Raw genomic sequence first — 23,865 nt, 5'->3', positions numbered from 1 at the left:
GTATATAAAAAAGAGACCTCACTCGGTCTCTTTTTTATATTTTTAAGATAACCAATCTAATTTTCTAATCCCAAGCTTATCTACTGGTAAACGAAGTGAGCCATAAAAGTGCTTCATAAATTGCTCTGAGCGGTTCACATCGTGTAAAATGGCTTCTAAGCGATCTCTATATATGCTTTTTTGTTCTTCGTTTCCAGTTTGGTAATATCGTTCGACCGTTTCAAAATAGTGAAGCGGGAACAGGAGCCTTGCAAATAATAAGCGCCAACCAAATGAGGACAGCGAGTAATTCCGTTCATAATCTGTAACAAATTGAACGATTGTTTGATCCCAGTCTTTCTTTTTTTCAATCATCATATAGCGAATCCATTCTGCTATATCTCGAGTTGGGTGATCATACACCCAATCAAAAGGGAGTTTGAGACGCTTCGTTTGATGCCATAATAAAGGTGTAAATCGTTCTTGGCAAATTGTTGCTGCATCAGTCAGTTGGGGCGTATCATCCATCTCTGTATCGACAACATATTGAATTGCATTTTCTGCAACTCCTAAGTAATACGGGAAGGATTCAATAAACAATTGATCGAATACGTCTGTAGGGTGGTTCATCACTTGTGATTGCCAAAACTTTTCTAATTGATCGAGCCTTTTTTCCCATAACGCTTTCCATTCACCAATGCGGCTTAATTGCTCGATCTCTTCTGGAAAAAAAGCACCTCGTTTATGGAATATAGAAAGCTCACTTCCTAATGATGTAGCATGTCGTTCTAATGCACGCATACCTTTTAATAAGCAGTAATTTTGTTCTTCTATCTCACTTACATAGTAGCCGTGTATAGTCGGAACGAAAGTCGCTACAGTTATATCCCCTTGCTGGTTCATATAGTCACTGAGCTTTTTCATCTCTACAAGTACTTCTTCCTCCATGTCTCCAATTGGAACAAGTACATAAATTTTGTTGCGAATCCAAAAGCTTTTATAGGGGCCAAGGGGGATTAATTCTTTAACATGCATGTGATAATGCTCATAAATATGATGAATCATCGCAGTCGCCACCTATGGTTTTTCTTTATATATATGAGCTTGTGCTCGCCTTTCATTCCTATGCACATGATAAAGCAACGAAACGTATACAAATACTAAAAAGAAAAAAAGGTGATAAACATGAAAGAATCAAATCAACTACAAGAAAGAGCATTACAACTATTACAAGAGCGCGGTGTAACAATTGACGATATTGCTGAGCTTGTTCATTTTCTTCAAAAAAAATATCATCCAAATTTAGAGATGTCAGAATGCCGTTACAATGTAGAACGTGTACTATCAAAACGTGAAGTACAAAACGCACTGATTACTGGTATCGAGCTTGATGTCCTTGCTGAAAAGGGAATGCTAAGTGAGCCGTTACAAGATATTGTAAAACGTGATGAAGGCTTATACGGAATTGATGAAGTTATCGCACTTTCTATCGTGAATGTGTATGGCTCTATCGGTTTCACGAACTTTGGATATATTGATAAATTAAAACCTGGTATTTTAGAATACTTAAATGATAAATCAACTGGAAAGGTGCATACATTCCTTGATGATATCGTCGGCGGAATCGCTGCCGCTGCGTCAAGCCGTTTAGCGCACCGAGCTGAGCACTCAGAATGATAATGTTTTCTAGGCCGTCAGTTTCATGCTGACGGCCTTTCGTATTCCATCAGCATAAATTCTCTTCCGCGACTCAAAAAAATAGTCCCTTGTCTAAATCCGATATTTTTATATAACGTAATTGCTCTTGTATTAAATGTCGCTACGCTTAATCGAAACATTTTTGCATTAAACTCTTTCGTGGCGAACGCTATTCCAGCTTGGAAGAATTCTTTCCCCATTCCTTTCCCAGTTAACGCCGGCTTCATGCCAAGTCCGATATCAATCACATCTTCTCCACCATATAAATTAGCATCTCTTCCACCTGGTACTTGTGCATTTGCTCCAAAACAAAAATAACCGATGAACTCTCCTTGACCGTCACAACAGCCATAATACATTCCATCTAATAGCTCTTCCATTACTTCTTTCTCGCCTGAAAAACTATATAAATTATATGGTTCCTCGTACGCCCACGTATTTATCTCCATCGCTTCTTCTTTTGTTAACACATGTATATCCAATCTTCTCACTCCTTATCAAATATTCTATATATTTACTCATTCATTTTTCACATTAAATTTCCCTCTAATTGCAATATGCAGAATTACATACGCACAGCCATTAAACAAGTGGTACAATTTATTTGAATCGCTGTTGCTACACTTCTTGATTAGAGAAAAGGCGTTAACACGGAAATTAGCGTCTTATCAACCTCAAGCAATTGGCACATTTTGTCATCTTAAAAGACACTCCAACGAGTGTCTTTTTTTCTATATCCAACAAGGACTTACTCATTTCAAAGTATAAATACATAAAATAATGTAAATCATTACACGCATGAATCACTTTCTAAAAATTATAAAGTAGATTCAAAATAAAAAAGCACTCTTAACTAGAGTGCTTTTTACTTTCAAGCAAGGAGGCTACATATATGGATAGTACTCTCGTATTTAACTTCGGCATTGGTATTGTCATTATTTTATTTGTCTTTTTTGTACTTTGTATGAGCGGGGTATAAAAAGGCGATTTTCGGGCGTCTTTTTATACATACATATGTATTACTTGACTTCTACAAAAGCAGTAACCATAATAGTTACAGATATACAAATAACTATTCACATATCCACAAATAGGAGGAAGAACAATGAAACATGTAATCGTTTATGCACACCCAAATACAGAAAGCTTCAACCATGCGATTTTAGAAACGGTAAAAAGTAAATTAGAAGAAAAAGGCCATGAAGTACGCGTTCGCGATCTATATGAATTAAACTTCAATCCAGTATTAGGCGCTTCCGATTTCATCTCATTTTCTCAAGGAAACACACCAGCAGATATTAAAGAAGAGCAAGAGCATATCTCTTGGGCTGACAGCATTACATTTATTTATCCAGTTTGGTGGGCGGGACTTCCTGCTATTTTAAAAGGATACGTTGACCGTGTATTTAGCCACGGCTTCGCTTATGCTTACGGTGAAAATGGCATCGAGAAGTTATTAAGCGGTAAAAAAGGGTTATTATTATCTACAATGGGCAATACGAAAGAAGCATACACAGCAGGCGGCATGTTTGATGCAATGAAGAAAACAGCGGATGTTGGTATTTTTGAATTTACAGGCATTGAAACAATTGAGCATACATTCTATACAAGTGTTCCTTCTGTGGATAACAGTGTGCGTAAACAATATCTTGAAGAGGTTAAAGACGTTGTGAATCGTGCTTTTTAATAAAATTAAATCAGCGCAACTCAGATTATATCAGCGATTTTCTAAATATATCGGCGCAACTCAGATTATATCGGCGATTTTTAAAATATATCGACTTACCGACAAAAATCGACACTAGTCACAACTGAATGTTAGCCCACACCAATCGGGCTGCCTGCAAATAGCAGGAATAAAAAAAGCTGTTCCAAAGTTTGGAACAGCTTTCTTCACTACATCTTCTCAATCCACTCCGTCAAGTTATGCACAACTTGCGTTGGTTGTACTTCATATTCTGTTAACTTCTCCACAGTTGTGACTCCAGTGTGGACAAGAAGGGTATGCATACCAGCATTTATTCCTGCTAAAATGTCTGTATCATAGTTATCCCCAACCATTAATGCTTCATTTTTTTCTATGCCAAGCACTTTTAAAGCTTGTTCCATAATGATTGATTCTGGTTTTCCGATAAAGATTGGATCCACACCTGTTGACACTGCTACAACTGATGTTAATGAGCCGTTACCTGGTAACAATCCGCGCTCAGTCGGAATGGCAATGTCTCCATTTGTAGAAATAAACGTTGCGCCGTTACGCACAGCAAGACAAGCTTTTGCTAATTTTTCATATGTGATGTCACGATCTAAACCAACAACAACGAAATCAGGATTTTCATCCACAAGTTCAAATCCTTTTTCCACAAGTGCATCGTGTAAGCCTTCTTCACCAATCATATATACAGTTGCGTCTTGTTTACGTTCATAAATGAAGTTCGCAGTCGCCATACTCGTTGTGAATACTTGCTCTGCTTTCGCTGGAATATCGAAACGAACAAGTTTTTCTGCTACCTGTTCTGGTTTACGAGTTGAGTTATTCGTAACGAATAAATATGGAATGCCGCGCTCTCCTAATGCTTTTACGAAGTCGCTTGCTTCTTCAATTTGTTCTTCTCCGCGATACATCGTACCGTCTAAGTCAATTAAGTACCCTTTATACATCGATTATGTCTCTCCTTCTATGCTAACGTTCTCACCTTATCATACCATTCTTATATTACCCGCTTTTTACAAAGAAAAAAACGCTTTACCTTAAAGCGCCCCATAACGTTCATTTTTTCTCTTTTACTTGGTAAGAACAACTACAATCGCCCTCGCACATGTTTGCTAACGTCTTTACATCTGCCCCTGCAAATAAACGCTTATACATCTCTTTTTCATCTTCACATACTTGCGGAAATCTCTCTGCAATTTCCTTTAACGGACAGTTTTGTTTTTCAATTACGAAAGAGTTCTCTCCGTCTCTCTTAATTTGAACCATATAACCATTTTTCTCTTGCATCGCTGCTATCTCTTGCACTTTATATGCTAAATTCTTTTGATCACTCACTCGCTTTTGTAACTGTTCTTCCATTCGCTTCGTTCTCTCTTTTAAAACATAACGAAGTATTTTTTCATCGCCCATTCGAGCTAAATCTTCTAGCATATCAATCGCAAATTGCTTATACTCTTTCGGGAATGTATCTTCTCCCTTTTCACTTAATCCATACAAATAAGTTGGTCTTCCGACATGTTGCCTTACCATCTTAGAATAAATGAGTCCGTCTTTCTCAAGATTACTTAAATGTCTTCGGATTGCCATTTCTGTAATCTCTAAAACGTCAGCTAGTTCCGCTACCGTGTGCTCTCCCTTTACTTTCAACAATTGTACAATCTCGTCTTTCGTAGTACGTGCTTCCCCCATACTTCACCCTTCTCCCTTTTCTTTCTCACATACAATATAAGATCCCCAAAAGGCATTCTCTGGGGATCTTATAAGCATAATTATTCTGGTACAAATGCAGATACAGGTCCTAATTCCTTTTCTAAATAACTGCGAATATTTGCTGGGTATTTTTCTACCACTGCAATATGTTTTTGAATCGTCTTATATAATTCATCATGATTCATTTGAATATAATCTTGCATAAGCATTTTTCGAAGAAGGATAATTTCTTTCATCCCTTGTCCATCTTCTTCACTTATCACTCGCTCATCCATTAAAATATCAATAATATCTTCATAACTTCCTGGATCGCGCATAATAAATCCATCAATCATCGCATTTCCTACATCTAATACAGTATCAATAATAAGATGGGCTATGCGCTCTAATGCATAAAATTCAAACTCGGTTTCATATATCTTTTTCTCTTGAAATGTACTTGTTGCTCGTTCTAAACATACTAGCATTTGTTCTATTTTCTTTCTGTCTACAAAATACATGAATGTCACCTACCTGGAAATTAAAGCATTTACATTTTAATTGTAACGCTTTCTTCTGAAAAAATCGACAATTTTTCGAATTCACCTTTTCTCTGTTATTTGTTATAGTTATATTTGTATGATTTTTGAAATTGGAGGAATGAAATCTTGGAACGTGAACTCGCACTAGAAATTGTCCGTGTAACAGAAGCAGCAGCATTAGCATCCGCACAGTGGATGGGCCGCGGAAAGAAGAACGAAGCAGATGATGCAGCAACTACAGCAATGCGTGATATGTTTGATTCAGTAAACATGGCAGGTACAGTTGTAATTGGTGAAGGAGAACTTGATGAAGCACCGATGCTGTATATTGGTGAAGAACTAGGAACAGGTAACGGTCCAGAAGTAGACATCGCCGTTGACCCACTAGAAGGTACAAACATCGTTGCAAAAGGTCTTGCAAATGCAATGGCAGTTATCGCAATCGCAGATAAAGGAAACCTTCTTCATGCTCCTGATATGTACATGGAAAAAATCGCGGTTGGTCCAAAAGCAGCTGGTAAAATTAGCTTAGATGATCCAATTGAAAAAACAATTGAAATTGTAGCAGAAGCTAACAATAAAAAGATTCGCGATCTAACAGTTATCGTTCAAGAACGTGAACGTCATCAAGATATTATCGATCGTGTTCGTGCTAAAGGTGCACGTGTAAAATTATTTGGTGACGGTGATGTTGGTGCGTCAATCGCAACAGCACTACCTGGAACAGGTATTGACTTATTCGTAGGTATTGGCGGAGCTCCAGAAGGCGTTATTTCTGCAGCAGCATTAAAATGTCTTGAAGGTGAAATGCAAGCTCGCTTAGTTCCAATGAACGAAGAAGAAGAAGCTCGTTGTCGTGAAATGGGATTAGAAGATCCTCGTCAACTTCTTATGTTAGATGACTTAGTATCTGGGGATGATGCAATCTTCTCAGCAACTGGTGTATCTGCTGGTGAGTTATTAGACGGTGTTAAATTCCTTGGCGGAGATTTAGCTGAAACATACTCTATCGTAATGCGTTACAAAACAAGAACAGTACGATTCATTAAAACGCATCACCATTTAGATCATAAACCACACTTAAACTTAGATATTTAATAAAGGAGCCATGTGTATGGAAGAACGTTTCTTTCTGTACGACGATACTGTCGCTACAAAAACTCGTTTCGTTAGCTTTATGGGAGAAAATGAGCGTCATGATTTAGCGCTTTTATACTCCGATCGTCATTACGGTAAAACAATTGTACTTGATATGCAAAGTAATAAATTTGCAATCATCGGCGCTGACGATTTAAACGAACCAGGCTACTTAGAGCACGCATTTTCTATGACTGAAGAAATTGCAGAAGAACTACGCTCATTTTTATTTGAACTTATATAATTTATCGTATGCACCAGCTATTTTAGCTGGTGTTTTTTCGCCTTTATTATTTTGAATTTTCAGTATTATATGTTATAATGAAGAATAAATCTATTTGGATAGAAAGGACGTTATCTACGTATGCCAACATTTACTTTGTAATGGACCAGCAATTGGATAGCATTACTCTCAAAAAAGCACCACGCTTTTTCAAGGGAGTAGTCTGCCCATTCCCATTACAAAGGAACGTATTGCATCTGTAGTATGATGTTTACGGAGGTTCCTCTTTGGGGAACCTCCTTTTATTTTTGTCTTTTTCTCATGTCTTCATACTACAAGACATCCAAATAGCTGTATTACGTTTCTTTGCCACTACTATAAGAGGTGAAGGAAAATGCAGAAAGTACAAATTTCTTGGAGTTTATATGAAAATCAGCAACACACAATCGAAAAATATTGTAAAAATTGCGGACGTACTACCCTATTTACTGATACGAATATTCGTAGGCATAACGCCAATGGAAAAAACATATACCGCTTTGCTATTTATAAATGTCCGAAAGATCATACGTGGAATCAAAAACTGCGTATTTATAAATCATTTACTGATCACGTTGAAACGATCGATATGACCCAGCAAGATCAAGCCGAAACAACAACTACTATTTCCATTATGCAACATAAAGAAAACGGCATAGCCGAAATCACGCTTGTATTAGACCTCATTTTCGGTTCCCACCGCATCGATAAAGCCTTATCCACATATATTTCTGACTGGAGCCGTACACTCATTGTGGATAAAATTAAAAATGGGGATATTCAATTGAACGGACAACAAATGAAGCCAAATACAATACTTTCTGAAGGCGATTATATCTCGATTTGTTTGTAAGCGAGCATATGCAAAAAATCCTCTTACAATTGTAAGAGGATTTTTTTATTTCTTCACTTTTCGTAATACGAAGTGTGCACAACCGAAGTTACAGTACTCGTATAAATACTCTGATAACGTACTAATTTTCGTATCATATGTCGAACGTTGATTACTATCATCAAAGAAACCGCGCAATCTAAGTTGCTCATAACCCCAGTCTCCAACGATGTAATCATATTTATTTAAAATTTCTGCATAACGCTCTTTAAATGCTTCTTCACTAAAACCATCACGAAAGTTTTTAATTACTTCGTACTGAACATTATTAATGCTCACCGTAGCATGCATCTCTTGCTCTTGCTTTTGCTCCATCATTAACTTCCTCTCTAAGCATTCTTCTTTTTATCGTATCACAAAGCATACCAACCAACAATTTCAAATACAAAAAATTGAAAATTAGTGCATGCTATGGAGAAGGAGGTGATACATCGTGAAAAAACAAATTATGCTCTCTCTCCTCACTCTTTCCTTATTTGCAGGCTGCCAGCCAGCAAATAAAGCCGAAATGGAACGTGAAGAAGGAAGCCGTGTTCTTGTTTCCAATAAAAATGACATGTATCATACGGAAAATACAAATACAAGACTCACAAGAGTCGGTTATTCTTCTAAACAAAAGCATGAAGTATCTAACAAACAAGTAGGGGCCATTAATCGCGAGAAAGTCGCTGAAATGATTACAAGCATGACCGTCAAACTTCCTGACGTTACAAACGCTGCTACACTCGTTACCGATGATGAAGTATTTGTTGTATATCGTGCAAACACAACGGATCCAAAACTTGTAGCGGATCAAGTATATAGAGCTGCTTTGTCCATCGTCCCTCGCTATTATAAAGCATATGTATCAACAGACCAAAAGTTGATTTCCCAAATTCAAGGCCTTCAATCTGGCGCATTAAATGATACAGAATATACGCAAAGCCTCGATATGCTAAAACGTGAAATGAGTAAAAATCCTCATTTGAACAATACGGGAGATCAGACCTTGAATGATATGATTAAAAAGTAAAACAGGTGGAGAAAATCTCCACCTGTTTTACTTTTTATTTTTTATTACGATCCGCATAAACTTCCATTGCATCACACATAAACTGCGCTAAACCTTCGCCAAACTTATCGATATTTTTCGTAAAGCGCTCATCAGCGACGTACATTTGGCCGAGTCCTTTAAAAGCATCTAATGAATAGTGACTAAAGTTTTGCAAGTAATCGTACCATACTTTGATAGCTTCTTGCGCCTCTTTGGAATCAGGTGCACCGTGTCTAAGTGCCGCTAAATTTCTGTAAATAGCATTAAACTCTTCTTGCTTCTCTTTTGACATACCTTTCGCATATTCATTCGCTTTATCTACAGCTGCGTCTCCCCATCTTTCACGTGCTTCTTCTTCATATGGGTTATGGCTGAAATCGAATCCTTCAAATTTCTCTTTATTCGTCATTTCAATCTCTCCTTTTGTATGCTGAATTGTTTTATCAATCGTCGCAATCACCTTATCTAATCTGGCACGCTTCTCAAGAAGCATTTTCTTATGAAGCTGTAGTGCCTCTTCGCGATCAAATGATGGACTCATGATAATTTCTTTAATTTTCTTCAAAGGGAAGCCTAGTTCTTTAAAAAACAAAATTTGCTGCAACGTCTCTAAATTTTCATTGGAATACAGACGATATCCAGACTCTGTCGTCTCGTCTGGGGTTAACAACCCAATTTCATCGTAATGATGCAGTGTGCGCACACTAATTCCAACTAAATCAGCTACTTCTTTTACTCTCATTGTCATTTGTATCCCCCCTTAGTACATACGATAAAGTATGACGCAACGTTAGAGTCAATAAGTAAATTCATTTTCTTTCTAAAAGTTTCATCTCTCCCCTATTTCATGCATAATAGATATGTACATATATTAGAAAGCGGTGAAAGTATGGTTTCAAATACTGTAATTGCCAGCATCATCTTTCAACTCATTGTCTCGATTCTGGTCCCAATTATCGTACTCGTTTATTTCCGTAAAAAATATCATATTAATTGGAAAGTGGTCGGCATTGGTGTTCTTATCTTTATCGGATTTACCCAAATTCTTGAAACACCATTCCACCTATTTATGCGCGGTAATCCAACAATCGCTCCATTTTTAGAAAATCCGTTTGGCTTCGCAATTTATGGCGGATTGACTGCTGGTATTTTTGAAGAATTAGGACGCTTCGTTGCCTTCTTCTTCTTACTAAAAAAATATCTAGAATATAAAGATGGCTTCGCTTATGGAATAGGTCACGGCGGAATTGAATCTATTTTAATTGGCGGCTTTTCTGCATTACAAGCATTAATCTTTGCTAATTCTATTAACGATGGTAGCTTCGCTCGACTGATTGAACAAAAACCCGAGCTCAACATTTTACAGGACATGTTAATTCAGCAACCTGCCTACTTATACTTCCTTGGTAGCTTAGAAAGAATTATGGCACTCGTGCTTCAAATCGCCTTTACAATGCTTGTTTTATACGCAGTAAAACAGAAGAAATATATCTTCCTAGTATACGCTATACTATTCCACGCATTTGTAGACTTTTTCGCGGCACTTTACCAAACAAAAACAATCAATCTCTTCGTTGCCGAAGGAATTACACTTCTCTGTACAATTGGCGCTGTCGTTCTTATTCGCAAGATGAAAGCGAAATTAATGAGTGTGCCGGAGTAAAAAATAAACCACCAAAATTGGTGGTTTATTTTTTATATGAATTACCACACTAATGATAACTTTTGCCCTCTTGCAGCTCCCTCTTTGTTTCTGCATCTATAACGATATATTTATGAAACTCTTCTACCTCATTTTGAGAAAAGGAAGCGAAAAAATAAACTTGGCGATCAGGATGAACAAAAAAATCTTGAAGCATCACACTACTCCGACGACCCATGGCTGTTTTTTGTAGGAAAGAAAATTCTTCATCAGCCACTTCTTTAAATAAGATTTTTTTCCGAACACTATATGCTGCATTATTGTATTCTTTATAGATTTTCTTGTCTAACTGTTTATAAAAAACATCCTCACTCACAAATGACTTATTTCGATTGCTTGGATAATTTACTTTTTGATTCGACTCTGCATAAGTTGTGGACAAGTGTATAAAAAAACAAAGACTAAATACAATACATATCATTTTATTCATGATTGCACCTCAAATGTTCATTATCCACATTAATTTTCCACATATTTAAATCAATATGCCGTTTCCAAGAAAAAGGAATTATTTCCACATTTGTCGAAGTATATAGCGTCAACTTGAAAGATGGGGATGAATTATGAAGAAAATTATTGTAATACGACATTGTTCAGCAACTGGGCAAAAACGTGATGATGAATTAACGACCGATGGAAAAGACCAAGCAAATACTCTTGCTACATTCCTCTTAGAAAATCATCTACAAATCGATCATATTATTTCAAGCCCATTTGTCCGAGCTATCGATTCCATTCGGCCCTATGCGCTCCAAGCTAACTTATCTATCCAAGAAGATGAACGATTAACTGAACGCATATTGAGCAACGTTCCAATGGATGATTGGATGCAAAAACTAGAATCCACTTTTACGAACATAGATATTGCCTTTTCAGGCGGAGAGTCAACAAAACAAGCAACAGACCGTGCCATTTCGCTTATTCAAGACGTTTTACAATTAAACCATACGACAACACTATTTGTTACACATGGCAATTTACTTACGCTCATTTTAAAGCATTTTGATCATACGATTGGCTTTAATGAATGGAGAACTTTAACCAATCCTGATATTTACGAAATTACAATCGACGAACAATGTATCATAAAACGCTTATGGGAAGCATCGTCCAAGTAATATCCCTTTCCAAAACATTCAGTTGACGCCACGAGAAGAGACTGTTCTAACAATAGAAAGGGGTATCATTTCATATGTACGAAGACGTACTTGCTTTACTACATAAAACAAATGTTTCTTATGAAAAATTCGAACACGAACCAGTACTCGATTATGAGACGGATCGGATCGTACGTGAGAGACTTGGCTTACAAGGCACTCCAAGTAAAAGCTTATTTTTAAAATCAAAGTCTGGAGATTATTACGTATTTTTTACGTTAGAGGGCACAAGGCTCAACCGGGGGGAGATGAAAGAGCTAACAGGAGAACGCTTATCTCTCTGTTCTCCTGATGAACTGCGAGACAAAACTGGTTGTACGCCGGGATGTGTAGCTCCTTTCGGATATTCACACGATGTAACAATTATTGTGGATAACGCTATTTATACGTACGATAAAATTTTAATTACACCTGGTGTTCCTGAATTTACAATTGAATTATCCACAGAAGAATTAAAAAAGATTTTATTAACATGTACAAATACCGTTTTAGAGTACAAACAAAAAGAGAGCTAATCGCTAGCTCTCTTTTTTCATTATTTAGCTTCTGCTGTTTTTTCTTTTGCAGAACGTACTTGCTCATCCGCATGGTAAGAAGAACGCACAAGTGGGCCAGCTTCACAGTGGCTAAATCCTTTGCTAAGTGCAATTTCTTTAAGCTCTGCAAATTCTGCTGGTGGGTAATATTTAAGAACTGGTAAATGCTTCTTAGATGGTTGTAGGTATTGCCCAAGAGTTAAAATATCCACATTGTTTGCACGTAAGTCATCCATTGCTTCAATTAAATCTTCTCTCGTTTCACCTAAGCCCACCATAATGCTCGATTTAGTTGGAATATCAGGCTGCATTTCTTTCGCTCGACGTAAAAACTCTAATGAACGTTCATATTTTGCTCTAGCGCGAACTCGGTCAGATAATCGACGTACTGTTTCAATGTTATGGTTTAGAATATCTGGTTTTGCATCCATTAACATTTTTAAGTTTTCTTCTACTCCACCCATATCAGATGGTAATACTTCGATAGACGTGAATGGGTTTTTACGACGTACTGCGCGTACTGTTTCAGCAAAAACAGCTGCTCCCCCGTCCTTTAAATCATCACGTGCAACCGCTGTTATAACAACGTGCTTTAAGCCCATTTGAACTACTGAATCTGCTACGCGTTCTGGTTCTTGTAAATCAAGCTCAGTTGGTAAGCCTGTTTTAACCGCACAAAAACGACAAGCACGTGTACAAACCGCACCTAAAATCATAAATGTTGCTGTTTTTCTTACAGCCCAGCATTCATGAATATTCGGACATTTTGCCTCTTCACAAACGGTATGAAGATTCTTAGAACGCATCATTTTCTTTAAGCCTGTATAGTTTTCATTCGTGTTTAACTTAATTTTCAACCATTCGGGCTTGCGCTTATATTCTGTTTGTTTTGTCATGGTTATCAACTCCGCACAATATGAAATAGTTTACCGTGTTCGCTTCTTTCAATGTAACATATCTATTCTAACGTATGAAAGCGATTTGCTCAAATGAAGATTCTAAGATTTTTTCCAATCGTTCCCTATAATGAAATACTCCGTATATCCCACACTAAAAAGAGTGATGTTGTGAAAGGAGTCTATTTCATGCTTCGAAAAATTTCTCTTTTGCTTTCTATTTGTTTTCTTCTCCACCAAAACATCGCTTACGGTGAAGATAATCAGCAAAGCATATACGAAAAGCGCATGGCACTATATAAAGAAACCGAGCAGTCTTCAGGCATTCCATGGTATTACTTAGCTGCAATGGATCAATATGAAAGAAATATACGGAGCGTAAGAAAAGATATTCCGAAAAAACCAGATGCCATCATTTCCCTTTATTTCAAACCAGAAATATGGGCTGGGCCTATTAATAGTAACGATACTCTCCCCCATACAATTTCTCTATTTGGCGGAATAGGTTTAGATGGTGACAAAGATGGATTTGCAAATGCAAATAGCGACCGTGATCTTCTGCATACCGCAGCGACTATTTTAAGGAAACAAGGAACGTCAGAAGACCGTATTAAAATTATGCTTTGGGAATATTATAGACGTGCAAAAACAGTTGATTTAATTAGCGAATACGCCCAAATTTATAAACATTATGGACGTATTAATTTAGAAGGAAATGCTTTTCCTCTTCCGATTCGTAGTGACCATAGCTACCGTAGTACTTTCGGCGCTGGAAGAAGTTTTGGCGGCAGAAGGATTCATGAAGGAACCGATATTTTCGCCGGATATGGCGTGCCAGTAAGATCGACTTGCTATGGCATTATTGAAACGAAAGGTTGGAACCGCCTTGGTGGATGGCGCATTGGTATCCGTGACCTTCATAACAATTACCATTATTACGCCCATTTAGGCGGGTTTTCAAAAGAAATACAGCTTGGACAAATTGTTGAACCAGGAAAAGTAATCGGATTTGTTGGTAGCACTGGTTATGGACCTCCTGGTACAGCCGGAAAATTTCCACCCCACTTACATTTTGGCATGTATAAAGACAATGGCTATACAGAATGGGCCTTCGATCCATACATGCATTTAAGCCTTTGGGAACGCAAAGAACGAGCAAATACAAAACGATAACCGTAGCGCATTGCTACGGTTATTTTTTATCCAGTAAAAGCCCGGCTCAGCCGAGTTTCACTTTATATGCAATTAACTATCTGTTTTCTTTTTATCAGGTACAGCAACACTTCCGCTTCCATAATACGTAGGCACTTCCCCTTGAACGATACGCGTCGCAATTGGAACATTTTGTTTCACCGTTATCTCTTTCGTATGAAATGGAATAATTACTTGCAATGTTACTTCCATTTCCATAACAATTTGAATTGCTGTAGTATTAATCCCATGCGGCTCAATTTTTTGTTTAATATCTGTATTCACATGACCAATTGGCGTGAAATGAATTGGAATATCTGGTCCTATATTACCAAGAAGTGCATTATCCGTTACACGCCCAAAAGGAACTGCCATAGTCGCCCCGTTTTTTTCAGAAATACCTAGCTCCTTCAACTTCCCTTGTTCTACTTGTTGCAAATATTTTTCTATGTACGTGGTCGTTGACATTACGATTTCATTTACTTGCTTCGTATTTAAATTAATTGTGGATACTTTTCCGTTTTTATCATTCTGTACTTTCATTAATGAATCGACATCGAATCCTTCATTAATTCGATCCTTTACTGCCTTCGTCATAATTGCTGTAGCCATTTTATGTGTCTCTACTTCCCCATATTTAATTAAGGTCGGCTGAATATTATTATTCACAATCCACAACCCTTGCGTAAGTAATATAACAAAAAGAATAAACGACATAAGCAGTATATACCGAAAGGCAATAGGTCCCTTTCGAAACCGCGAGTTTTTCGAGCGAAATATACTCATAAAAAAACCTCCTTCTTATATCATTTCTATGCAAGAAGGAGGGACGATATATGCTTATCTCATTTTTAATAATGCTTCTTTTCCAATCGTTCCTGCTGGAATGCCTAATGCTTCAGCTCCAGTCGTTACCGATTCTAGTGGCGCTTCAAGAAGTTGTTCAATCGTTCTTACACCAACCGCACGACCAGCAATAATTCCTCGATCACCTAATTTCTCATTTAAAAGACCTACATCTAATGCACCACACATAATATATCCTTTATCGCTCATTACAGCTAGCAAATTCGTCTTTGGAAGTTTCACGCTAACTGCAATAAACGTATAATTATCAATTATAATTGGCTCCACATTAACCATAGTTCACACTCCTCTCTTTCTTATCTGTATGACAAGAGAAAAATGAGTGTTACAAGTTAACTAGCCTATAGTTTAACGGAAGATGTATAAGTTATTAACATATCTGTTAACACATCTCTAAGTAGTTCTGGCATATAATATTGTTTGTCAGAAAGTGTGGATAGCTCTGGGTATAAGTAGCCAAATGTAAACATATCAATCGTTCCTACTGTATATATACGATCTAATTCCAGCGATTCCCCGTTAATTAATACATCTTCGAGTAAAATTTTATTCCCGGGAATCGTATCTGGAATGACTTCTACACCAGCGTAAATCATTTTCCCCATCACTTTTCCCCGAAATCCGAATCCTTTTACCTCAAGATTCTCCATATTCGGTTTACGTGCTTTCAAAATAACTTCTCTTAATATCTTTCCTGGAACTTTCAAAGCACAAGGATTAATTGGATGTGGACAAATTCTGTGAATATCTCCGCGCGTCACAACACCTTCTTCTAATCCTTCAAGAAGTACACCCGCGTTCACCATTCCAATCTCTGCACCGCACCACATTTTCAGCGCATTTGCTAACATGTGCGAAAATGCTGTTTCCTGAAACCAATCGACTGGCAATGATTCCTTTACATGAACGACAGGCTCTGCCATAATCTGTTTACTTTCTTCCTGCAGCAATTCAATTGTGGATAACGGTTTGCTGTAAGCACCTAAACGTTCTGTCTTAATCGCTCTACCGTCCTTTTTCAACAGCTTCTTCGTCTCTTTATCCACAGTAAGCTGAACGTGCCCAACGTAACGTCCCCACTTTTCACAACAACAAAGTAACGTATTATTCATAAGAACGCCTCGCTCAAATAAATGATGCGTATGTGCCCCTAAAATAACATCTACATCATAATGCTCCGCCATATACTCATCCATGCTTTTTCCAAGGTGAGAAAGAACAACTGTAATATGAGCCTCATCTTTCACTTCTTCTAAAATTGACTCTAAATGGATAAGCGGATCTTCAATATGCCAATCGAGCATATAATAAAACTCCGGATAAGCTACCGTTAATCCGATAAAAGCAATCGTAATCCCATCTGTCGTTGTATGTAATTTATAAGGCTTTGCCCACTCCGGACGTACCCCTTCTTTTTCAAATAAATTCGCGACGAGCACCTCAAATCCAGCATCATCATATAGACGATTCAAATGCTCCTTCGCTAACGTAATTCCTTCATTATTTCCGATCGTTACATAATCATATAACGCCTCATTTAAAAGCTTCGTATTGCCAAGTCCATTCGTCGCTTCCGAAATACTATGAAAACGATCCACATGATCGCCGATATCAACCGTCAAGACGGTCTCTCCCGCTTCCTGTCTTCGCTTTTTCTCCTCTTGTACAAACCGAGAAATTTGCGGCCAATTTTCAAAATGACTATGTATATCGTTTGTATGATAAAGATGGATGATTGTTTCTTTATTTATATTCAGAGAAAAAACCTCCTCTCAGTTCCTTACTGCCATTTACGCTATGCGCACGCAATAATCCTGTAAATACTTTTCGTCTTTTCTTGCTATTTTACATTGTACTCGCATTGTGAGAAAAAGCAAAAGATTGTCCTTTTTTATATGAGAAATTTTCTTTTTTTAGTTGTTGAATTCTTTGATAGAACGGGGATTTGTCAGAAAGTTTGTTAAGTGGTTTTACGAGTATTTTGGTGGATTTCCTTGTGGATTCTCCTGTGGGTTTGTCAGTATCTTAGTCTCAACTACTTCCATTCGGCCACCTTATGGATATCATCTAAATATTGAGGGGGGTATATGCCAGCTCTACTATGTCGTAATTTGTCGATAAGTCGATATCCCTTGTCGAATCGTCGATATATTGAAATAATCGCTGATATATTCGGAGTTATGGTCGATATATTTGAAAAATCGCTGATATATTTAGCTGGAAACCTACCTGGGTATCCAGGTCACACTCAATTTCAGATAAACAAAACAAAAAAAGCGCCCTGCTGTGCAGGGCGCTTTCTTCATACTTATATTAACCGATAGAACCTTCCATCTCAAACTTGATTAGGCGGTTCATTTCAACTGCGTATTCCATTGGAAGTTCGCGAGTGAATGGCTCGATGAAGCCCATTACGATCATTTCTGTAGCTTCTTGCTCAGAAATACCGCGGCTCATTAGGTAGAATAATTGTTCTTCTGATACTTTCGATACTTTCGCTTCGTGCTCAAGTGAAACGTAATCGTTTTTGATTTCGTTGTAAGGAATTGTATCAGATGTAGATTGGTTATCCATGATTAACGTGTCACACTCGATGTTAGAGCGAGAGTTTTTCGCTTTTGGTCCGAAGTGTACGATACCACGGTAAGTTACTTTACCACCATGCTTCGCAATCGATTTAGAAACGATTGTTGAAGACGTGTTTGGTGCTAAGTGAATCATTTTCGCACCAGCATCTTGGTGTTGGCCTTTACCAGCAATCGCGATAGATAATGTTAAACCACGAGCGCCTTCGCCTTTTAAGATAACTGCTGGATATTTCATTGTTAATTTAGATCCGATGTTACCGTCAATCCATTCCATCGTTGCGTTTTCTTCACAAACCGCACGTTTTGTAACTAGGTTGTATACGTTGTTCGCCCAGTTTTGGATTGTTGTATAACGGCAATAAGCATCTTTTTTAATGATGATTTCTACTACCGCACTGTGAAGTGAGTTAGTCGTGTAAACAGGTGCTGTACAACCTTCTACGTAGTGTACGTGTGCGCCTTCGTCTACGATGATAAGCGTACGCTCGAATTGTCCCATATTTTCAGAGTTAATACGGAAATACGCTTGAAGTGGTGTATCAACTTTAACACCTTTTGGAACGTAGATGAATGATCCACCAGACCAAACTGCAGAGTTTAATGCAGAGAATTTGTTGTCTGTTGGTGGAATTACTTTTCCGAAATGTTCACGGAAAATATCTTCGTTCTCTTTTAATGCGCTATCTGTATCTTTGAAGACGATTCCTAGAGCTTCTAGGTCTTCTTTCATGTTGTGGTATACAACTTCAGATTCGTACTGTGCAGATACACCAGCTAAATATTTTTGCTCAGCTTCTGGAATACCTAATTTATCAAATGTTGCTTTAATTTCATCAGGTACTTCATCCCAAGACTTCTCAGATTTCTCAGATGGTTTTACGTAGTACGTAATTTCATCAAAATCTAAGTCATTTAAGTCGCCGCCCCATTGTGGCATTGGCATTTCATAGAACTTATCCAGTGATTTTAAACGGAAGTCTAACATCCACTGTGGTTCTTCTTTCATACGTGAAATCTCTTCAACGATCTCTTTTGTTAAACCGCGTCCAGCACGGAAAATCGAAACGTCTTTGTCTTTGAAACCATATTTATAATCGCCGATATCTGGCAGTTGCTTCGCCATGTTGGTGTGTCCCTCCTTAGATAACCTCATTTTTAGGAACCTTTAACATTACTTATCTTCGTTTAAGCCCTTTTCTAACGCTTTCCACGCTAATGTTGCACATTTAATACGTGCAGGGAACTTGCATACGCCTTGTAATGCTTCAATATCTCCTAAATCGATGCTGTCATCGTACTCTTTTCCTAGCATCATGTCAGAGAAAATTTTCGAAAGCTGAAGTGCTTCTTCAATTTTCTTACCTTTTACTGCTTGTGTCATCATTGAAGCTGAAGACATTGAGATTGAACATCCTTCGCCTTCAAACTTCGCCTCTTGCACAATACCTTCTTCTACTTTCATCGTAAGTTGAATACGATCGCCGCAAGTTGGATTGTTCAAGTTAACAGTAACACTATCTTCTAACACGCCATTGTTACGAGGATTCTTATAATGATCCATAATAACTTGACGATATAACGTATCTAAATTATTAAATGACATTTGTGAAATACTCCTTTGTCTTGATTAGCGATTCAACAAATGTATCAATTTCTTCTTTTGTATTATATAAATAGAAGCTCGCACGTGCTGTTGAAGAAGCTTTTAGCCACTTCATAAGCGGTTGTGCACAGTGATGTCCTGCGCGAACTGCAATGCCTTCTATATCTAATACAGTCGCTACATCGTGAGGATGTACGTCTTCAATATTAAATGTAACAAGACCAGCGCGATGCTTTGGACCATAAATTGTAACGCCATCTACTTCTGATAGTCTTTCTAAAGCGTATTGCGCTAATTCATGCTCATGCTTTTCAATATTATCAAGACCGATTTCTTCTAGGAAATCAATTGCCGCACCAAGTCCGATTGCATTACCGATAATCGGTGTACCTGCTTCAAACTTCCACGGAAGCTCTTTCCAAGTAGATTCTTGTAAATCTACGAAATCAATCATTTCACCGCCAAATTCAATTGGCTCCATATTGTTCAGCAATTCTTTTTTACCATATAATACGCCGATGCCTGTAGGTCCGCACATCTTATGAGCAGATAATGCGTAGAAATCACAGTTTAAATCTTGTACATCTACTTTCATGTGAGGTGTACTTTGTGCACCGTCAACGACCATAATTGCGCCATTTTCGTGTGCGATCGCTCCGATTTCTTTTACAGGGTTAATCGTTCCAAGCACGTTTGAAACTTGCATAATAGAAACGATTTTTGTATTCGGTGTAACTGTTTGACGAACATCTTCTAAAGAAATTGTACCGTCTGGTTGAAGCGGAAGGTATTTTAAAGTTGCACCAGTTTTCTTCGCAACTTGTTGCCACGGAATGATGTTACTATGGTGCTCCATGTAAGAAATAACGATTTCATCGCCTTCTTTTACATTTTCAAGACCATAGCTAGCCGCTACTGTATTTAATGCAGTTGTCGTTCCGCGCGTGAAAATAATCTCTTCCATTGATTTCGCGTTAATAAACTTGCGAACTTTCTCGCGTGCACCTTCATACGCGTCGGTAGCTTTCGTACCGAGCGTATGAACACCGCGATGCACGTTAGAATTATATTCTTTATAGTAACGTTCTAACGTTTCAATGACTTGAATTGGTTTTTGAGAAGTTGCTGCACTATCGAAATATACAAGTTGTTTGCCGTTCACTTTTTGATCAAGAATTGGAAACTGTTTGCGTATTTCATGAATATTCATTAGCGAACTTTCCTTTCAATTACCTCAACAAGCTGTGCTTTTACTCCTTCAATTGGAAGCTCATTTACTACAGGTGCTAAGAATCCATGGATGACTAAACGTTCTGCTTCGCGTTTTGGAATACCACGGCTCATCAAGTAGTATAATTGGTACGGATCTACGCGGCCTACTGAAGCTGCGTGACCTGCCATTACATCATCTTCGTCGATTAAAAGAATTGGGTTTGCATCACCGCGTGCTTTCTCATCTAACATAAGAACGCGAGAAGATTGTTGTGCGTTTGATTTAGATGCACCGTGTTCAATCTTACCAATCCCGTTAAAGATAGATGTTGCACTATCTTTTTGTACACCGTGTTTTAAAATCCAACCTTCAGAGTGTTTACCGAAGTGAACAACTTTAGTTGTAAAGTTTTGTGTTTGGTTACCACGGCCAATTGTTACTGTTTTCGTATCAGCATATGAACCGTCGCCCATTAAGTTTGTAACGTTCTCGGAAATTGTATTTCCGTCATTCATAAGGCCTAGAGCCCAATCAATGCGGCCGTCGCGTCCAACAACACCGCGGCGGTTAACGTAAGTTGTTACGTCTTTTGCTAATAGATCAACCGCACCAAATTTAACTTGTGCGCCTTGTTCCACGATTACTTCTGCTACGATATTTGCAATACCTTTAGCATTTTCATTTGCAACATAGTTTTCTACATAAGTTGCAGTACTGTTCGCATCAGCTACGAATAATACATGGTTATATACGTTAGCTTCTTCGCCGTCTACTAAGAATACAGCTTGAAGTGGAGTTTCAAGAACAACGTTTTTCGGAACATATACGAATGCACCGCCGTTGATTAATGCAGCATGAAGTGCAGTTAAACGATGCTCGTCTACCTTCACGCCATCTTTCATTAAGTACTTTTGTACTAGCTCAGCGTGCTCAATTGCAGCTGTTACGATGTCTGTAAAAATAACACCTTTTTCTTTTGCTTCGTCTGCTAAAGAAACGAACGCTGTTGTACCAGTGCGTTGTACTAATACGCTGTTGTTTTCATCGATTAAGTTTTTCACTGCTTCTGGAAGCTCTGTTAAAGAACTTACAGGCTCTTGCTTAGCAGCGTCGCCTTTTCCGATAAAGTCCCATTTTTCAATTTTCGTTTTATCAGGCGTTGGCATTGGAAGTTCAGTTGCTTGTGCAAGAGCTTGTAAGCGGAACTCAGTCAACCAAGCAGCTTCGTTTACTTCGCTTGCCCGTTGACGGATTGTTTCTTGATCGAAAGGTAATGTACCGATTGTCATGTTTATGCTCCTCTCTTACGCTTCTTGCTCTGTTGTTTCGTCTTCAATACCTAATTCTTTTTTAATCCAGTCGTAACCTTCAGCTTCTAGACGTTGTGCAAGCTCAGGACCACCAGATTTAACGATACGACCGTTCATCATAACGTGAACGAAGTCTGGAGTGATGTAGTTTAATAAACGTTGGTAATGCGTAATCATTAGGCAACCGAACTCTTCGCCGCGCATTTCGTTAATACCTTTAGATACAACTTTTAATGCATCGATATCAAGACCTGAGTCGATTTCATCTAAGATTGCGATTTTTGGCTCAATCATCATTAATTGAAGAATTTCGTTACGTTTTTTCTCTCCACCAGAGAAACCTTCGTTTAAGTAACGTTGTGCCATTTCTGGATCCATTTCTAGGAATTCCATGTTTTTATCTAATGTACGGATAAATTTCATAAGAGAAATTTCATCGCCTTCTTCACGACGTGCATTAATTGCAGAACGTAAGAAGTCAGCGTTTGTTACTCCGCTAATTTCACTTGGATATTGCATTGCTAGGAATAGACCCGCTTGTGCGCGCTCATCTACTTCCATTTCTAATACATCTTCACCGTCGATGATGATGCTACCTTCTGTTACTTCATACTTTGGGTGACCCATAATTGCAGAAGATAAAGTTGATTTACCTGTTCCGTTAGGTCCCATAATTGCGTGGATTTCTCCACCTTTTACTTCAAGGTTTACACCCTTTAAAATTTCTTTGCCATCAATTGATACGTGTAAGTCTTTAACCGTTAATGTAGAACCAGCCATCTCAATACCTCCATTAATCCTATATATACATTTTAAAAATTCCTAAAACGTTCATATTCTCATTTTATTCTCATTCTAATTTTATATCAAATAAAATGATATCGCAAACGACGAAAAAAAGTAACCGTTTTTTCACAAATGTATATAAGTATTTCCTTTGCATCTTTCTATGATACACCTTTCTTCTTATTTATATAAAGAAAAAAGGACTGGTAATTTTCCAGTCCTTTCCTTATAATTATTCACTTACCGGAAGTACAGCACCTTTATATTCTTTATTAATAAAATCTTGAATTTCTTTTGAATGTAGCACTTCTACTAGCTCTTTAATTTCTTTTTTCTTCTCATCACCTTTACGAACTGCAATGATGTTTGCATACGGAGAGTCTGCTCCTTCAATCGCAATTGCATCCTTTGTTGGATTTAATTTTGCATCAATTGCATAGTTTGAATTAATAAATAAAGCATCACCTTCATTATTTTCATACAGCTTTGGTGACAATCCAGGCTCTACATCTGTTTTAAACTTTAAGTTTTTCGGATTTTCGACTACATCTTTTACGGTTGCCTTAACAACATCTACACCATCTTTAAGCTTAATCACTCCGCCTTTTTGTAACAATGCTAACATACGGCCTCGCTCCGCTACGTTATTACTCATAATTACTGTTCCGCCATCTGGTAAGTCTTTTAAGCTTTTATATTTCTTAGAATAAATACCCATCGGCTCTAAATGGATTTTTCCTGCGTTTACAATTTTATATCCCTTTTCTTGGATTTCTTTATCTAAGTACGGAATATGCTGGAAGTAGTTCGCATCAATTTCTTTATCCGCTAACGCTTTATTTGGCAGTACATAATCCTGGAACTTTTTAATCTCTAACTTAATACCTTTTTTCTCTAATATTGGCTGTGCCTTCTCTAGAATAACAGCGTGCGGCACGTTAGAGGCTCCAACAACAAGCTTATTCTCTTCTTTTCCTCCGCAAGCAGCTAATGTAAATACAGACAGCGCTGTAACAACTGACAATAAAATCTTTTTCATATGATGTCCCCTTCTCCCCTATAGTTATGTA

Annotated in this window: 28 protein-coding genes; 10 read left to right on the top strand and 18 right to left on the bottom strand. The window is 37.7% G+C overall.

Translation table 11 applies throughout. The features are described from left to right. Nucleotides 1-42 precede the first annotated feature (42 nt). Nucleotides 43-1,044: a spore coat putative kinase YutH gene (yutH, locus tag ACTFRH_RS21010; RefSeq protein WP_000581259.1), complete on the bottom strand. Its 1,002-nt coding sequence runs from the start codon at nucleotides 1,042-1,044 to the stop codon at nucleotides 43-45. Nucleotides 1,045-1,164: 120 nt separating this feature from the next. On the opposite strand from yutH, the gene ACTFRH_RS21005 reads away from it, so the two are divergent. After that, the gene (locus ACTFRH_RS21005; RefSeq protein WP_000665103.1) at nucleotides 1,165-1,656 is read left to right on the top strand and encodes a phosphatidylglycerophosphatase A family protein; all 492 of its coding nucleotides are present in this window, start codon (nucleotides 1,165-1,167) and stop codon (nucleotides 1,654-1,656) included. Between the two features lie 23 nt (nucleotides 1,657-1,679). Here the strand turns inward: ACTFRH_RS21005 and ACTFRH_RS21000 are convergent, their stop codons facing one another. Continuing rightward, complete coding sequence (locus ACTFRH_RS21000) at nucleotides 1,680-2,159, bottom strand: GNAT family N-acetyltransferase (protein ID WP_000351219.1); 480 nt, start codon at nucleotides 2,157-2,159, stop codon at nucleotides 1,680-1,682. A 623-nt stretch (nucleotides 2,160-2,782) separates the two neighbouring features. Between ACTFRH_RS21000 and ACTFRH_RS20995 the strand changes: the two genes are divergently transcribed. After that, entirely contained in the window at nucleotides 2,783-3,364 is a 582-nt protein-coding gene (locus ACTFRH_RS20995) for an NAD(P)H-dependent oxidoreductase (protein ID WP_000683454.1), read from the top strand. A 209-nt stretch (nucleotides 3,365-3,573) separates the two neighbouring features. On the opposite strand, the gene ACTFRH_RS20990 is transcribed toward ACTFRH_RS20995, so the two are convergent. The 3 genes from ACTFRH_RS20990 to ACTFRH_RS20980 all read right to left on the bottom strand — a co-directional run bounded on the left by ACTFRH_RS20990 (nucleotide 3,574) and on the right by ACTFRH_RS20980 (nucleotide 5,601). Next, the gene (locus ACTFRH_RS20990; protein ID WP_000276467.1) at nucleotides 3,574-4,338 is read right to left on the bottom strand and encodes a TIGR01457 family HAD-type hydrolase; all 765 of its coding nucleotides are present in this window, start codon (nucleotides 4,336-4,338) and stop codon (nucleotides 3,574-3,576) included. A 109-nt stretch (nucleotides 4,339-4,447) separates the two neighbouring features. Next, nucleotides 4,448-5,080, bottom strand: a complete 633-nt coding sequence (locus tag ACTFRH_RS20985; protein ID WP_000503343.1) for a helix-turn-helix transcriptional regulator — start codon at nucleotides 5,078-5,080, stop codon at nucleotides 4,448-4,450. Nucleotides 5,081-5,160: 80 nt separating this feature from the next. Continuing rightward, nucleotides 5,161-5,601, bottom strand: coding sequence for a DUF86 domain-containing protein (locus ACTFRH_RS20980; protein WP_000274009.1), 441 nt, complete (start codon nucleotides 5,599-5,601; stop codon nucleotides 5,161-5,163). Nucleotides 5,602-5,748: 147 nt separating this feature from the next. Between ACTFRH_RS20980 and glpX the strand changes: the two genes are divergently transcribed. From glpX to ACTFRH_RS20965, 3 genes are all read left to right on the top strand, one after another. Continuing rightward, on the top strand, nucleotides 5,749-6,720 hold the full coding sequence (gene glpX / locus ACTFRH_RS20975; RefSeq protein ID WP_000439090.1) for a class II fructose-bisphosphatase: 972 nt from the start codon (nucleotides 5,749-5,751) through the stop codon (nucleotides 6,718-6,720). Between the two features lie 16 nt (nucleotides 6,721-6,736). After that, on the top strand, nucleotides 6,737-7,003 hold the full coding sequence (locus tag ACTFRH_RS20970) for a DUF3055 domain-containing protein (protein ID WP_000392611.1): 267 nt from the start codon (nucleotides 6,737-6,739) through the stop codon (nucleotides 7,001-7,003). A gap of 373 nt (nucleotides 7,004-7,376) precedes the next feature. Continuing rightward, a complete protein-coding gene (locus ACTFRH_RS20965) occupies nucleotides 7,377-7,874 on the top strand; it encodes a hypothetical protein (protein WP_001174558.1) in 498 nt (165 codons plus the stop codon). A 45-nt stretch (nucleotides 7,875-7,919) separates the two neighbouring features. On the opposite strand, the gene ACTFRH_RS20960 is transcribed toward ACTFRH_RS20965, so the two are convergent. Further along, nucleotides 7,920-8,231 (bottom strand): YutD family protein, encoded by a 312-nt coding sequence (locus ACTFRH_RS20960; protein ID WP_002003766.1) that lies wholly within the window; start codon nucleotides 8,229-8,231, stop codon nucleotides 7,920-7,922. Between the two features lie 115 nt (nucleotides 8,232-8,346). Here ACTFRH_RS20960 and ACTFRH_RS20955 point away from each other — a divergent pair, with 115 nt between their 5' ends. Further along, nucleotides 8,347-8,925 carry a YhcN/YlaJ family sporulation lipoprotein gene (locus ACTFRH_RS20955; RefSeq protein ID WP_000744207.1) on the top strand — a complete coding sequence of 193 codons (579 nt, stop codon included), beginning with the start codon at nucleotides 8,347-8,349 and terminating at the stop codon, nucleotides 8,923-8,925. A gap of 34 nt (nucleotides 8,926-8,959) precedes the next feature. Here the strand turns inward: ACTFRH_RS20955 and ACTFRH_RS20950 are convergent, their stop codons facing one another. Beyond that, entirely contained in the window at nucleotides 8,960-9,694 is a 735-nt protein-coding gene (locus ACTFRH_RS20950; protein WP_000178780.1) for a MerR family transcriptional regulator, read from the bottom strand. Nucleotides 9,695-9,793: 99 nt separating this feature from the next. Here ACTFRH_RS20950 and ACTFRH_RS20945 point away from each other — a divergent pair, with 99 nt between their 5' ends. Next, complete coding sequence (locus ACTFRH_RS20945; protein ID WP_440048774.1) at nucleotides 9,794-10,609, top strand: YhfC family intramembrane metalloprotease; 816 nt, start codon at nucleotides 9,794-9,796, stop codon at nucleotides 10,607-10,609. 49 nt (nucleotides 10,610-10,658) lie between these two features. On the opposite strand, the gene ACTFRH_RS20940 is transcribed toward ACTFRH_RS20945, so the two are convergent. After that, complete coding sequence (locus tag ACTFRH_RS20940) at nucleotides 10,659-11,078, bottom strand: hypothetical protein (protein WP_001038436.1); 420 nt, start codon at nucleotides 11,076-11,078, stop codon at nucleotides 10,659-10,661. Between the two features lie 133 nt (nucleotides 11,079-11,211). Between ACTFRH_RS20940 and ACTFRH_RS20935 the strand changes: the two genes are divergently transcribed. Beyond that, the gene (locus ACTFRH_RS20935) at nucleotides 11,212-11,766 is read left to right on the top strand and encodes a histidine phosphatase family protein (protein WP_000721051.1); all 555 of its coding nucleotides are present in this window, start codon (nucleotides 11,212-11,214) and stop codon (nucleotides 11,764-11,766) included. 74 nt (nucleotides 11,767-11,840) lie between these two features. Then, nucleotides 11,841-12,320, top strand: coding sequence for a YbaK/EbsC family protein (locus ACTFRH_RS20930; RefSeq protein ID WP_000272748.1), 480 nt, complete (start codon nucleotides 11,841-11,843; stop codon nucleotides 12,318-12,320). A 20-nt stretch (nucleotides 12,321-12,340) separates the two neighbouring features. On the opposite strand, the gene lipA is transcribed toward ACTFRH_RS20930, so the two are convergent. Then, nucleotides 12,341-13,237 carry a lipoyl synthase gene (lipA, locus tag ACTFRH_RS20925; protein WP_000166372.1) on the bottom strand — a complete coding sequence of 299 codons (897 nt, stop codon included), beginning with the start codon at nucleotides 13,235-13,237 and terminating at the stop codon, nucleotides 12,341-12,343. A gap of 189 nt (nucleotides 13,238-13,426) precedes the next feature. On the opposite strand from lipA, the gene ACTFRH_RS20920 reads away from it, so the two are divergent. Further along, complete coding sequence (locus tag ACTFRH_RS20920; RefSeq protein ID WP_000944665.1) at nucleotides 13,427-14,410, top strand: M23 family metallopeptidase; 984 nt, start codon at nucleotides 13,427-13,429, stop codon at nucleotides 14,408-14,410. Nucleotides 14,411-14,482: 72 nt separating this feature from the next. Here ACTFRH_RS20920 and yunB read toward each other — a convergent pair whose 3' ends face one another. From yunB to metQ, 9 genes are all read right to left on the bottom strand, one after another. Then, entirely contained in the window at nucleotides 14,483-15,214 is a 732-nt protein-coding gene (gene yunB / locus ACTFRH_RS20915; protein WP_000021792.1) for a sporulation protein YunB, read from the bottom strand. Nucleotides 15,215-15,268: 54 nt separating this feature from the next. Continuing rightward, nucleotides 15,269-15,571 carry a YunC family protein gene (locus tag ACTFRH_RS20910; RefSeq protein ID WP_000248466.1) on the bottom strand — a complete coding sequence of 101 codons (303 nt, stop codon included), beginning with the start codon at nucleotides 15,569-15,571 and terminating at the stop codon, nucleotides 15,269-15,271. Between the two features lie 65 nt (nucleotides 15,572-15,636). Next, nucleotides 15,637-17,028 (bottom strand): bifunctional metallophosphatase/5'-nucleotidase, encoded by a 1,392-nt coding sequence (locus ACTFRH_RS20905; RefSeq protein ID WP_074593747.1) that lies wholly within the window; start codon nucleotides 17,026-17,028, stop codon nucleotides 15,637-15,639. A 580-nt stretch (nucleotides 17,029-17,608) separates the two neighbouring features. Continuing rightward, nucleotides 17,609-19,006 carry a Fe-S cluster assembly protein SufB gene (sufB, locus tag ACTFRH_RS20900; protein WP_001118827.1) on the bottom strand — a complete coding sequence of 466 codons (1,398 nt, stop codon included), beginning with the start codon at nucleotides 19,004-19,006 and terminating at the stop codon, nucleotides 17,609-17,611. Nucleotides 19,007-19,054: 48 nt separating this feature from the next. Further along, nucleotides 19,055-19,486 carry a Fe-S cluster assembly sulfur transfer protein SufU gene (gene sufU / locus ACTFRH_RS20895; protein WP_000009525.1) on the bottom strand — a complete coding sequence of 144 codons (432 nt, stop codon included), beginning with the start codon at nucleotides 19,484-19,486 and terminating at the stop codon, nucleotides 19,055-19,057. Beyond that, complete coding sequence (sufS, locus tag ACTFRH_RS20890) at nucleotides 19,476-20,696, bottom strand: cysteine desulfurase SufS (RefSeq protein ID WP_001020766.1); 1,221 nt, start codon at nucleotides 20,694-20,696, stop codon at nucleotides 19,476-19,478. The genes sufU and sufS overlap by 11 nt, the downstream gene beginning before the upstream one ends. Beyond that, nucleotides 20,696-21,988: a Fe-S cluster assembly protein SufD gene (gene sufD, locus ACTFRH_RS20885; protein WP_000152174.1), complete on the bottom strand. Its 1,293-nt coding sequence runs from the start codon at nucleotides 21,986-21,988 to the stop codon at nucleotides 20,696-20,698. Before sufD ends, sufS begins: the two co-directional genes overlap by 1 nt. Nucleotides 21,989-22,003: 15 nt before the next feature. Further along, nucleotides 22,004-22,789, bottom strand: coding sequence for a Fe-S cluster assembly ATPase SufC (gene sufC / locus ACTFRH_RS20880; protein ID WP_000929160.1), 786 nt, complete (start codon nucleotides 22,787-22,789; stop codon nucleotides 22,004-22,006). Between the two features lie 238 nt (nucleotides 22,790-23,027). Further along, nucleotides 23,028-23,834 carry a methionine ABC transporter substrate-binding lipoprotein MetQ gene (metQ, locus tag ACTFRH_RS20875; protein WP_000722399.1) on the bottom strand — a complete coding sequence of 269 codons (807 nt, stop codon included), beginning with the start codon at nucleotides 23,832-23,834 and terminating at the stop codon, nucleotides 23,028-23,030. Nucleotides 23,835-23,865: the final 31 nt, after the last annotated feature.

Origin of the sequence: Bacillus cereus group sp. MYBK216-1, from assembly GCF_051916495.1 — a bacterium.
Lineage (GTDB): Bacteria > Bacillota > Bacilli > Bacillales > Bacillaceae_G > Bacillus_A > Bacillus_A thuringiensis_K.
The sequence above is the reverse complement of the archived record's forward strand: the minus strand, read 5'-3'. Positions and strand labels throughout refer to the sequence as shown.